The sequence below is a fragment of the Pontibacter aydingkolensis genome (genome assembly GCF_019443125.1).
Lineage (GTDB): Bacteria > Bacteroidota > Bacteroidia > Cytophagales > Hymenobacteraceae > Pontibacter > Pontibacter aydingkolensis.
The window spans coordinates 1-12197 of sequence record NZ_JAHYXK010000006.1; the positions used below are offsets into that span (position 1 = coordinate 1).

The following is a 12197-nucleotide window of genomic DNA, read 5'->3' on the forward strand; positions in this document are numbered from 1 at the left end:
TTTCACTACTTTCACACTGTGGCAGTAGGGGCAGTTTATCTGGATAGTTATCTCGCACATAACTTCCTGTAAACACCCTTGCTGTCATACTTATTCCAATATCATACATTGTAGACCACAACCCTATTAACCTTCAACAACAAGCAATATTTAATTGAACTATATATTAATTTTTTTTTATAAACACTTTGCATTTTTTTACGTCAATATTATTCATCTAACTGCACTGAAATAGCTTTAGCTCTTATCTATTACTTCACCCGCCGAAATTTATTATTTAGACTCATAATCATGAAGCATAACATGATGATTCTAAAATTTCTATAAGGTGAAACTATGAAAACAGGCTTACGAATAATTCTGATTCTGACTTTTGTATCAGGCATGCTTTTCTTGTTTAAGATAGGAATACATTACAACAAAAGACACTTTATTTCTGATGAGTTAGCTGAAACCCCTAATCAATTGATTATTGGAAGCTATGATGACTATTGCAAACAAAACTTAAACATACCAACAGGGAGTTTAAAAATATACACATTCAAGTGGCTTAATCCAGACACTATGATGATACGTGAGCAGTTGTACTCAACGCTCACGAAAGGCCAAGCTGTGTTGCTGACCATAGAATTATTGGATAAGCAAGTTGAAGATGCCACTGATGCTAACGTACTGCAAGCATTACTAAATGGCGTTTATGACAATAAAATAAGAGCAATGTGCCATGCTTTGATTCAAAATCAAGATAATATATATCTACGATGGAACCCAGACATGGAAGTACCTTCAGAGCATTACTATTGGCAAAACCAAGCACCTGCGCTTTACATAAAGGCTTTCCGCTACTTTGCAAAAAAATGTAAAACTTATATACCTAATGCTAAAATTGTATGGGGGCCTGCAGGATTTCCAGGAACTCTGGAATATTGGCCCGGAGCCGATGTTGTAGATTTCTCAAGCGTAACCATTAACAGCCCATCCGAAATTTCTACTCCCGTAAAATATCCTTCTGCAAACTCTAAAACAGAATTGATTAAGCGTAAACTTCATCGGCTTCGCTTTATCCAAAAACCTATAATTGTTATTCTCTCTAATCAAATAAAAAAAGACATTTATACAGAAAAAGATGTTAAAGATGCCGCTCTGGCGATTGAAGCTTTCAATAAGGATTCTCTTATTCGGATAAAACAGGTTCAAAGCAGACAAAACATACCAGTGCGCTTTACTTCGCGCTTAACTAAAGAGCAGGAAAGTAAGGCTAACCTTAAAGTTGGGGTGTATGATCCATTGCGTGCACTAACCGACCATAAATCTGTTTCAGTTGAGCATATTTTCACCAACTGGACAGATATTAAGAATGGGAAGTTCAGAAGACAATTTAAGGAAGCCAGCGCCAGGAAGCATGACGTAATCGTTACAATGGAGCCTTGGAGAGCTATTAGGAATGAGAAAGACCGTGCTGTTCTGGCTAAAGTTATCCAAGGCAAGTTTGATAATGAGTTGGCAGAACTGTACCGCATAATCTCGAATACAGATAGAACAGTTTATTTACGTTGGGCACACGAAATGGAAATCCCCATTGTACGTTACCCATGGCAAAGCCAGGACCCACACCTTTATATAAAATCATACCGATACTTTGTAAAGCAGAAGCCCTTTAAAACGAGCAATATTCGCTTTGTGTGGGGCCCTGCAGGAGACCGTGGATCGCTGGAGTGGTGGCCAGGAGATGATGTAACAGACTATATCAGTATCGCTATTTATGGCCTACCTGACAAAAATATCACGGACCACCGCCTGCAAGAAACATTTGAAGCTATCTTAAATCGCAAACTGTACAGAATGCGGTTTGTAAACAAACCCATCTTTATCACAGAGTTCGGAGTTAAAGGCCCGGAAAAATATCAAATGAAATGGATGTCTGAGGCAGCCATAACTCTAAACAAGCATCCACAGGTAATAGGTATATGTTATTTTAACATGGTAGATTCACCTAAAGCATGGGGAGAAATTGATGCTCCTAAATGGAATATTAGTACTAAGACCTTCGAGAGCTTTACAAAAACCTTAGCCAGGCCACACTGAGAGTGGAACGCACCTCTTATTCATACCGAAGTGATTCGATAGGATCGAGTTTAGAGGCTTTAAATGCCGGGTAATACCCAGAAATCACACCTACAGCCACACAAATGGTAAGTCCTACAATTACCCATAACCATGGCACGATAAAGCCACCTTCGCCAATAAGCGAAGCTATTCCATTGCCCATCATGATACCCAAAAATATACCTACCAATCCGCCAAGTATACAAATAACGATAGCTTCTATCAAAAACTGCTGACGAATCTGCTGTGCTGTGGCTCCCAATGCCTTTCTTACACCAATTTCACGGGTTCGCTCATTTACCGACACCATCATTATATTCATTAAACCCACAGATGCGCCAAGTAATGTTATAAAGCCGATTACAAAGCCGCCAACTTTCAGGTAGCCCGAAATCTCGTTCAGGCTTTGCAGCATGGAGTCGCTACGTCTTATTTCAAAAGACTCCTCCTGCCCAAGAGCGTCCTGGCGTACACTCCGCATAATGCCCGTTGCCTCCCCCATCACATAGTCTAGCTCTTCCGGATTAGGTATGGCAGTCTTAATGTCATATGTAAGGTCAGAGCTCCCAGGTCTGGATATCTGACGCCCGGTTTCAAGCGGAATAATAATCCTGCGGTCGTTGCCGCCACCCATACTGCTGCCCTTTGCCTCCAGTTGCCCCACCACTTTGAACCGACGACCTAAAAAAGTTATATGCTGGCCTATGGCATCCTTATTTTTGAAAAGATTTTGCTTTACCTCATTTCCGATAATAGCTACGTTGCTACCAAACTCATGCTCAAAGCTGGAAAAACCTCTACCCTCTGCAAGATTCATGCTCTGGCTTTCCAGATAAAAATCGTCGCCGCCAACTACACTAATGTTTGGGTTTGTCTTTTCGGTTTCACTTTTAACTACTGTAGCACCTGAGATAAAGGCAGATAAACTTACCCTGGCATTGTCAGACATCAGGTCTTTATACTTCATGGCCTGCACATAAGAAATTTTGGGATATACTTTGCTTACACGCCCCTGCTGGCTGCCACGGTTGTTAAACCCCTTCCTGCGAATATCGAATGAGTTTGCACCCAGGCTTGAAAAAGTCTGCGTCAGTGAATACTTCATGCTATCCACAGCTGTTAAAATACCTACCAGCGACATAATACCGATAGACACAATCAAGCCTGTAAGAACAGTTCTCAGTAAGTTTCCATGTATGGCCCGCAAGCCTTCACGTATATTCTCAATCAGATTCATCCGTCAGAAAAATTTTTGTGCGCTTTTTACTGTTTTATCGTTAAGTATAAAAACAGCTGCTTAGCATCTAAGTTAGCTGCTTTCTTTGAAAGAAGAATCAATTTTATACATTTGATAATATTTTAAAGACGAACTGCATGTTTTTCCGTACCACGCTGCTATTCTTTACCCTGCTACTGTTCGCAATTTCTGCCGGGGCCAGCACCATACTTATACCCATGGATGAGTCTCAGAAAGACCACCTGAAGTCGTATGGCCTTGCATATTGGGTGCTGAGCAAAAATGTACCCGTCGACTGGCTTTTGAATTACAGAGGCGGCAGCTTTGCGTTTAAGCACGGGCAGCAGCTGGAAAACGAACTTGTTGTGCGCGGCATTAGCTATACTGTAATTTCGGATGCGCAGTACAACGTTATACTTACAGAGATCAGCAACCCCGACGCGAACATGGACATCATGAAGCTGGAGAAGGTGCCTAAAGTGGCCGTGTATACACCAAAATCCAAAATGCCCTGGGACGATGCCGTAACACTTGTGCTAACTTATGCCGAGATACCCTACGATGTGATCTATGATGAGGAGATTGTTAAAGGCGATCTTCCAAAGTATGACTGGCTGCACTTGCACCACGAGGATTTTACAGGGCAGTACGGTAAATTTTACGCCAGCTACCGCCATTACCCGTGGTACCAGGAACAACAGCGCGAATCGGAAGAGGCTGCTGCCAAATTAGGCTTTAAAAAAGTGACACACTTAAAACTGGCTGTAGTAAACAAGATAAAGGACTTTTGCGCCGGCGGTGGCTTTCTGTTTGCCATGTGCTCTGCTACCGACACGTATGACATTGCCCTGGCCGCTGAGGGAGTAGACATAGTAGAAGCCATGTTTGACGGCGATGCTTCAGACCCTAATGCACAAAGTAAGCTGGACTACTCTAAAACCTTCGCCTTCAAAGACTTCAGAATATCTAAAAACCCACTGGAGTATGAGTACTCAAACATCGATATGCAGCCCCAGGAACGTCAGGTAACAGAGGCAAATGACTATTTCCAGTTATTTACTTTCTCAGCCAAATGGGACCCCATCCCAACCATGCTCACCCAGAACCACGCTAAAACTATTAAGGGTTTCATGGGGCAAACAACTGCCTTCAGAAAAAGCACTGTAAAGCCAGAAGCTGTTGTGATGGGTGAAAATAGTGAGCTTGGCGAGATACGGTACATGCACGGCACCTACGCCAAAGGCACCTGGACATTTTACGGCGGCCACGACCCGGAAGACTACCAGCATTTGGTAGGCGAAGACCCAACCGATCTTGCCCTACACCCTAACTCGCCTGGCTACAGGCTGATACTTAACAACATCCTCTTCCCGGCAGCCAAAAAGAAAAAGCAGAAGACGTGATTGGTTTTTAGTTGTTAGTTATTGGTAAGTCGTTATTCGGGATGCAGAGATGCAATACTTTGCGTCTGGTTTGAGACAGAGCGTTTGGTTCGTTACTGGTAGTTAGTGTTTATCTTTATTGCCGCAAAAGCTAACGATATATGGTGTTTAGTCAAGAACACTTTTTAAGATTAACCAACAACATACAACCAACAACTAAATTAATGCATCCTATCAGGGCGTGGTTCGAGGTTCCGGATTATGTCAGACTCTATCTGCAGTAGTTCTTTAAAGCGGGCATCTACTACCTCGGCAGGCATATATTCTTTGGCGAGCTTTACAAAACTTACGTAATGCCCTGCCTCCGAAACCATCAACTCATAGTAAAATTTCTGTAGTTCCTCGTCGGCAATATTCTTCCAAAGTAACTTAAAACGTTCACAGCTGCGCGCTTCGATCAAGGCATTTACCAGCAGATGGTCCATTAACTGGCGTTCACGTTTGTCGCCTTTACGGATGTGCTTACTCAATTGCACCACGTACTCATCGGGGCGGTTACGGCCAAGACCATAGCCACGCTTTTTAAGCTGCTCCAGCACACGCTCAAAATGGCTCCACTCCTCTGCCACCAGATCGGTTAGCTCATCTACCAGCTTCGTTTTATCCGGATACTTTACAATAAGCGAAATGGCAGATGTAGCAGCTTTCTGCTCGCAATAAGCATGGTCAACCAGTATTTCCTCAATGTTTTTCTCCGCGATGTTAACCCAACGAGGATCAGTTGGCAGCTCCAGGCGAAGTATGGTTTTATTTGGCTGTAGTTCAGACATGGGGGTTTTTAATTTTGAAAAACTGAATGAGTGGTTGAGTGAATATTGTTTGATTGTTAAATTGCTTAATTGTTGTTCATCTCAAATTTCATGAAGTAAGATAAATACCTCTAAACTTGATTAGATGAATTAGCATTCACTCATCCAGTCATTCACTGATTGTATCTTAATCAAAGAACATCCATTTGATACCGAAGACAAAGCTACGGCGCATGCCAGGATAGTATGGTGTTGTAAAATAGCCCGGCTCCCAAAGCTCATCGTTTACATGACTCATTTTCAAGAAGATATTTAATGTCTTAATATCGGCATTTACAAAAACATCTATCACCGGGTAAGTTATAAGCTTAAGCTCATTTTGCAGATAGAACTGTTGTGTAACCGGCATATAGGCGTCTGCAAAGTAACCCGTCGGCATGTACGCCTGCACACCAAACTGTCCAAACAAGGCTTTCTTAAAAATGAAGCCTTCATAGTATAGCTTAGAATCCAGTAACCATTCTGGTACTCTTATCCTGTTAGCTTCTTCAACATTTGTATAGGCTGCGTAGTTTTCGAAGTGCACAGGGCCAAATTTAATGCGGTGCTGTATCTCTGCCCCCCAGAAACGCTGGTTGCCACCTAACTGCTCCGGCACGGCCTGCTCGTTAAAGAAAATGTAGCGTTTGATATTGGTGTAATGTGCGCCAAGTTTAATATACTGCCTGCTGCCCAGTTTGCCTACATAGCCAACTTCTGATCTGTCGATTACAGAACTGTTAAAGTTATCGTTATCCCAACGGAAGTGGTTGCTAAGCATAAACTCCTCTACCAACGATGGCGAACGCAGCACACGCTCCTGCGACACTCGCAACCCGGCAAGTTTCCCCTGTGCTTTAACGCGGTAATCTGTCGAGATCTGGAACTCTCCGTCTACAAGTATTTCAGCCTTATTTTCGTAGAACAGTCGCAGCTGACCGCCTACAAAAAGCTGGTTAAAAGCAGCATCTTCGTTTCGTCTGAACTCAGACCTTAACGAGTCGTTACGCACAAAATCCAATACACTATAGTTAACATTAGCGTGGCGATACTTCAGGTAAGCTTTATAAAAAGAGATTTTGCTGTTACCGGTAAGCCCGAACTCATTCTGCAACTCCCTATAACTGTTCCTATCTGACGTTCTAACACTAGTATAAAGTGTATCCGGGTAAAACAGGAGACTACCTGTGCCAATATCAAACGGGAAACCATCATCGCTGAACTCGTTTTTCTGGCGGTACCAGTCGGCTGTGTTATATACTTTAAGGTTTTCTCCGGCAAGCTTATAAATGCTGGTCAGGTGTAATGCGTTTCTAGACTCCTCTGAGGCAGCCTGTTGTAACCAGATACTTTCCGTTTCATAGTCGAACAATGCATCAGTAGGCGTATTCAGTGAGTCAGGACGAATGCCACCGGTTTCGATTTGCTCTACCTTCATAAAATTATAGTTGAAGAACAAATCGAAGCGTTTATTTTCAGAAGTATAATGCGAAAAGGCCTTTACGGCATTGTTGTCTATTAAACCTTCGCGGCGCTGGGCCCCGATCTGTTTGTTTGCAGAAAGTATACGATAAGCCACACCTGCATTCCAGCGTTCGGTTATGTTTCGCGCATAAATTCCTTCAAAAACCTGCTCTCCGCGCTGGCCCTGCACATAGTATAAGTGCGAGTAAGGAGAACGCGTATCATAGTAATTTATACTTTGCGGGTCGTAAGCGTAACGGTCAAAAGCGTTTTTGCCGAAGCGTATACCAATCTTTTGTGGCATTTTGAAAAACAAGGGCTTAGCCGCAGTGCCGGTATTGCCAAGGTGCTGATAATACGCCGTGTCGTTATACCAAAAACGTTCGTTATGCATATTGTTAACAGCCGTATCGATACGGCTGCGCAACAGGCGGCCTTCCAGCACATCTCTTTCATAAAGCTGCAACGTTGTTTTGGGCCCATAAATGGCTTTCGTAGAATCATCTATGATCTGAGCAGTGGCATTGCGGCCAGCCAGCAGGCATATTACAAGGAGGAATACGGCTAATAACTTACTTTTCACAATTCAAAATTAGTGATTTTAGTATAACTACTATGCTTTTTGCATAACCTATACGCATCAAAAGTATAAGTTAAACACTATATCTTATCAATGGCAGGCATACACTTTAGGTGTTCTGCCACAGCCAAATCAAATATGGCAGCATCTTTCAGAAAAGAAACTTCTATGGGCAGGTAAAAGATCGGGAGTTCTTTAGTAAGTCGTGCAAGTCGGCCATCGGTTAGTTTTACAGCATCCTTACTGGTTGTTATAATACTGATGTTTTGATCTTTATACTTTTCGAATTCGCGCTTTACTTCAACAATATCTTTTAAAGTATAAGTGTGATGGTCTGGGAAAGTATATGCCTTTACGATGTTGTACCCCTGCTGCTGTAAGTACTCCTGCAAAGGTGCCGGGTTTGCAATGCCGGTTAGTGGCAAAATGTTTTCTGCGATTGTTCTAGTATTGCCTATACTTACTGGTGTGCCATACTTAAATGCGGAAAAGTATACTGGCGTACCTGCTGAAGTATACTTTCTGATTTGCGAAGTATATGTTACCATTTCCGAGGCGCTTAAATCCGGAGGGCACTTACTCACAACCACCAGGTCTGCTCTTTGGGCGCCTTGCCTGCTTTCTCGCAGCAAGCCGGCCGGAAGTATAAAGTCTCTGAAAAACGGCCTGCCATAGTCTGTAAGCATGATCATCAGGGATGGTTTGATGGCGCGGTGCTGCATGGCATCGTCTAAAATAACCACCTCCACATCCGGTACCAGCTGCTTTAATTTCTGAACGCCTTCTACTCTTTTCTCACTCACAGCAACTGCCACTTCCGGAAAATCCCTGTGATACTGATAGGGCTCATCGCCAAGTTCAACGGCTGTAGAAGCGGTATCTGCAAGTATAAACCCTTTGGATTTGCGCTTATACCCTCTGCTTAAAGTAGCTAACTTATACTCCTTTAATAAACGGATAAGGTACTCTACATGAGGGGTTTTGCCAGTGCCGCCTACAGTTAAATTACCAACAGCAATAACAGGAAAATCAAACCCTGTGCTTTTTAGAATGCCTTGTTTATATAGAAAATTACGACAGCCCGTAACAGCACCGTATAGCAGCGAAAAAGGCCAAAGCAGTAATTTCAGATATTTTGCCATATAGTTTTAGGTAAAGCAAAATTAGAATTAATTTTAAACCGAGACACCAGCAAACTTGAATTAATAGGAACTATGATAACCAGAATTAAGGATATAACTGACCACCTGGAGCAAATTGCCCCTCTCCGCTACCAGGAAAGCTACGACAATGCCGGCCTGCTGACAGGTAACCCAAACGATGAGGTAAGAGCTGTGCTCATCTCACTGGACTGCACCGAGGAAGTAGTGGAAGATGCTATTGAAAAAGGATGCAACCTTATTGTGGCTCACCACCCCATTATATTTAAAGGTCTTAAGTCGCTTACAGGAAAAAATTATGTGGAGCGCACCATCATCAAGGCCATACAGAACAACATTGCCATTTATGCCAGCCATACCAACCTCGATAGTGTTGTAAATGGTGTAAATACCAAAATAGCCGATAAACTGGGCCTACAGGAACAACGGATACTCGTTAATAAACCGCAAACCCTGATGCAGCTGGTAACATTTGCTCCAGTAGAAAACACAGAGCAGGTACTGGCTGCCTTACATGCTGCCGGCGCCGGAAATATCGGCGAGTACAGCAACTGTAGTTTCCAGGTGCAGGGCAAAGGCCGCTTTTTACCCTCCGAAAATGCGAACCCAACCATTGGACGCTCAGGACAACCAGAGCAGGTTCAGGAAAACAGAATAGAAGTTATTTTTCCGGCTTACCTGCAGGGAAAAATAATGGCGGCGTTAAAAGCGGCCCATCCATACGAGGAAGTTGCTCATTACCTTTACAACCTCGAAAACCAGAACCAGGAGGTAGGAATTGGTATAATGGGGGAACTGCAGGAGCCCTTACAGGAGGAAGCTTTTTTGAGTTATCTGAAAGATAAAATGGACTTACAGGGCTTACGCTATACTTCTGTGGGAGCTAAAAGTATAAAGCGCGTAGCCGTATGTGGCGGCGCAGGCAGTTTTTTAATAAAGGATGCCTTGCGCCAGGGAGCCGACGCACTGGTGACAGGCGATGTGAAATACCATGAGTTTTTTGATGCGGAAGGCCGCATGATGATAGCCGATATCGGTCATTATGAAAGCGAGGTATTCACAAAGGAGATTTTTTATGATACAATTTCCAAAAACTTTACTAATTTTGCAGTCTATTTAACAAACGTAAACACAAACCCTGTCAGATACACTTTTTAATACATGGAAAGTACTGTAGCCAGCAAATTGGAAGCATTATTACAGCTCCAGAGCATCGATTCGCAGCTTGATGAAATTAGACGCGTAAGGGGTGACCTCCCCGAAGAGGTTCAGGACCTGGAAGATGAGATTGAAGGCTATGAAGTGAGGGTTCATAAATTTGATGACGAGATCGCAGCGCTCAATGAATCAATCGCCCAGCGCAAGCAAGCCATCAAAGACGCTGAAGGTCTGATACGCAAGTATGAAGATCAGCAGCAGAATGTTCGCAACAACCGCGAATATGATGCCATCACAAAAGAAGTGGAACTTCAGAAACTGGAGATCCAGATCGCTGAGAAAAAAATCAAAGAAGCGCATTACCAGATCGAGCAGAAAAACAGCGATATCGAAGGCACTAAGACTCGCTTAGAAGAGCGTCGTAAAGACCTTGAAAACAAAAAGCACGAGTTGGACCAGATCGTTTCTGAAAGCGAAGAAGAAGAAAACAAGTTGGAAGAAGAGCGTAAGGCAGCATCTTCGAACATCGAAGATCGTTTACTGAGCGCCTATTCTCGTATCCGTAAAAACGTACGTAATGGCCTTGCAGTAGTAACTGTGAAGCGTGATGCATGCGGAGGTTGCTTTAACACGGTTCCACCACAGCGCCAGGCTGATATCGCAGCCCAGAAAAAAGTGATCGTTTGTGAGCATTGCGGCCGTATTCTGGCTGGTGTAGAGCAGCGTATATTTTAATTAAAAAATTGAGCGGATATCGCTTACATATACTTTTAAAAAGGATGGCTCAACCCCATCCTTTTTTTTTGGTGCTCAGTCTACTATTGCTGAGCTCCACAGCCCTGCATGCGGTTTCTGTTTACAGCACAACTACCTTACAGGCACACCGGGAATATCTAAAGTTAAAGATCAATACAGGTCAGCACTTTTCTAAACAGGAGCTCAAGGCAAATCCAAATAATGCCGCTGCGTTGCTTGTTGCCAACTACGGCGATTTCCTGACATTATGTGTGCAGCAGAATGTTACTACTTACGATGCCCTGTTGCAAAACCAGGAAAACCGGCTCAGCCAGATTGAAAAATTAAAAGATAAATCAGTCTGGAAAAAGTATGCACTAGCCGAAGTAAAGATGCAGCTAGGTATAAGTAAACTCTTATTTGGCAATAAGTTATCCGCAGCGTGGGATATCCGAAAGGCTTACCTGCAGTATATTTCCATCTCAAAACAACACCCCGATTTTATTCCAAATAAAAAAACGCTGGGCATGCTGCAGGTACTTATAGGCTCTGTTCCGGATAACTACAAATGGTTTTTGGGCATTATCGGGATGGAAGGAAGTATAAAATCCGGCTTAACTAATTTAAAAACTGCCGCCACAAAAGAAAACCCATTTCAGGAGGAGGCGCTGGCCATGTATGCCATAACACTGCACCTGGTAGACCAGAAAAATGAGCAACAGTCCATGCGCATACTGGAGAACCTAACAGTACGGCAACCGGATAACCTGTTATTCCGGTTTGCCGCCATGCACCTATTAAAAAAAACAAAGCACAGCGACAAGGCACTAAAGCAGTTTATAAGCAGACCTGCCGATAGCCAGTATTTATCTTTTCCTTACCTGCAGCACATGGCGGCCGATCTATACTTGTATCGCGGCGATTTTAATGAGTCAGTTGCTCATAATCGGGCTTTCCTACAGCAGCACAAAGGAAAGCACTACCTTAAAGCGGCACATTTTAAGCTTTACCTGGCATATTACTTAAGCAACCATCAGCCACAGGCGCTTTGGTATTACAATAAGATCAGCGAAGTAGGCAGCGAGGAGATTGAAGAGGACAAGTATGCTGCAAAGTATGTTTTAAAGCAGGACAAACCTGTAAGGCCTATACTGCTTGCAAGGCTGCAGTCGGATGGCGGTTACTACCAGGAGGCGCTTAAAACACTAAGTGCACTTGATACTACCAAGGCTACTTTACCAATACAGGCAGAGTATACTTATCGCATGGCGCGCATTTACAATGGTTTGCAGGACACTACTCAAGCAGTAAAGCTTTACAGAAATACAATTACAATTTGCGGAGACTCCAATTTATACTTTGCCCCTAATGCAGCTTTGCAGCTGGGATACATTTACCGGGAGCGAAAAAAGGATACTTTGGCTCAGACATACTTTAAAAAAGCTATGAGTTACAAAGACCACGAGTACAAAAACAGTATCGACGCAAAAGCCAAGCTTGCCCTCTCCACTTTATAGTTTAAAATTG

General features: G+C 43.1%; 9 protein-coding genes. 5 read left to right on the top strand and 4 right to left on the bottom strand.

Annotated features, from left to right (window positions below; genetic code table 11):
- The first annotated feature begins 336 nt into the window (after positions 1-336).
- Entirely contained in the window at positions 337-2085 is a 1749-nt protein-coding gene (locus K0O23_RS08800; RefSeq protein WP_219877055.1) for a glycoside hydrolase family 26 protein, read from the top strand.
- 16 nt (positions 2086-2101) lie between these two features.
- Here the strand turns inward: K0O23_RS08800 and K0O23_RS08805 are convergent, their stop codons facing one another.
- Positions 2102-3343 carry an ABC transporter permease gene (locus tag K0O23_RS08805; protein WP_219877056.1) on the bottom strand — a complete coding sequence of 414 codons (1242 nt, stop codon included), beginning with the start codon at positions 3341-3343 and terminating at the stop codon, positions 2102-2104.
- Positions 3344-3480: 137 nt separating this feature from the next.
- On the opposite strand from K0O23_RS08805, the gene K0O23_RS08810 reads away from it, so the two are divergent.
- Entirely contained in the window at positions 3481-4746 is a 1266-nt protein-coding gene (locus K0O23_RS08810) for an asparagine synthetase B (protein WP_219877057.1), read from the top strand.
- Between the two features lie 200 nt (positions 4747-4946).
- On the opposite strand, the gene miaE is transcribed toward K0O23_RS08810, so the two are convergent.
- The 3 genes from miaE to lpxK all read right to left on the bottom strand — a co-directional run bounded on the left by miaE (position 4947) and on the right by lpxK (position 8759).
- The gene (gene miaE / locus K0O23_RS08815) at positions 4947-5555 is read right to left on the bottom strand and encodes a tRNA-(ms[2]io[6]A)-hydroxylase (RefSeq protein WP_219877058.1); all 609 of its coding nucleotides are present in this window, start codon (positions 5553-5555) and stop codon (positions 4947-4949) included.
- 166 nt (positions 5556-5721) lie between these two features.
- Positions 5722-7620 carry a putative porin gene (locus K0O23_RS08820; RefSeq protein ID WP_219877059.1) on the bottom strand — a complete coding sequence of 633 codons (1899 nt, stop codon included), beginning with the start codon at positions 7618-7620 and terminating at the stop codon, positions 5722-5724.
- 77 nt (positions 7621-7697) lie between these two features.
- Positions 7698-8759, bottom strand: coding sequence for a tetraacyldisaccharide 4'-kinase (lpxK, locus tag K0O23_RS08825; RefSeq protein WP_219877060.1), 1062 nt, complete (start codon positions 8757-8759; stop codon positions 7698-7700).
- A 72-nt stretch (positions 8760-8831) separates the two neighbouring features.
- Between lpxK and K0O23_RS08830 the strand changes: the two genes are divergently transcribed.
- From K0O23_RS08830 to K0O23_RS08840, 3 genes are all read left to right on the top strand, one after another.
- The gene (locus K0O23_RS08830; RefSeq protein ID WP_219877061.1) at positions 8832-9935 is read left to right on the top strand and encodes a Nif3-like dinuclear metal center hexameric protein; all 1104 of its coding nucleotides are present in this window, start codon (positions 8832-8834) and stop codon (positions 9933-9935) included.
- Positions 9936-9938: 3 nt separating this feature from the next.
- Positions 9939-10670: a zinc ribbon domain-containing protein gene (locus K0O23_RS08835; protein ID WP_219877062.1), complete on the top strand. Its 732-nt coding sequence runs from the start codon at positions 9939-9941 to the stop codon at positions 10668-10670.
- Positions 10671-10741: 71 nt separating this feature from the next.
- A complete protein-coding gene (locus tag K0O23_RS08840) occupies positions 10742-12187 on the top strand; it encodes a tetratricopeptide repeat protein (protein ID WP_317195673.1) in 1446 nt (481 codons plus the stop codon).
- Positions 12188-12197 lie beyond the last annotated feature (10 nt).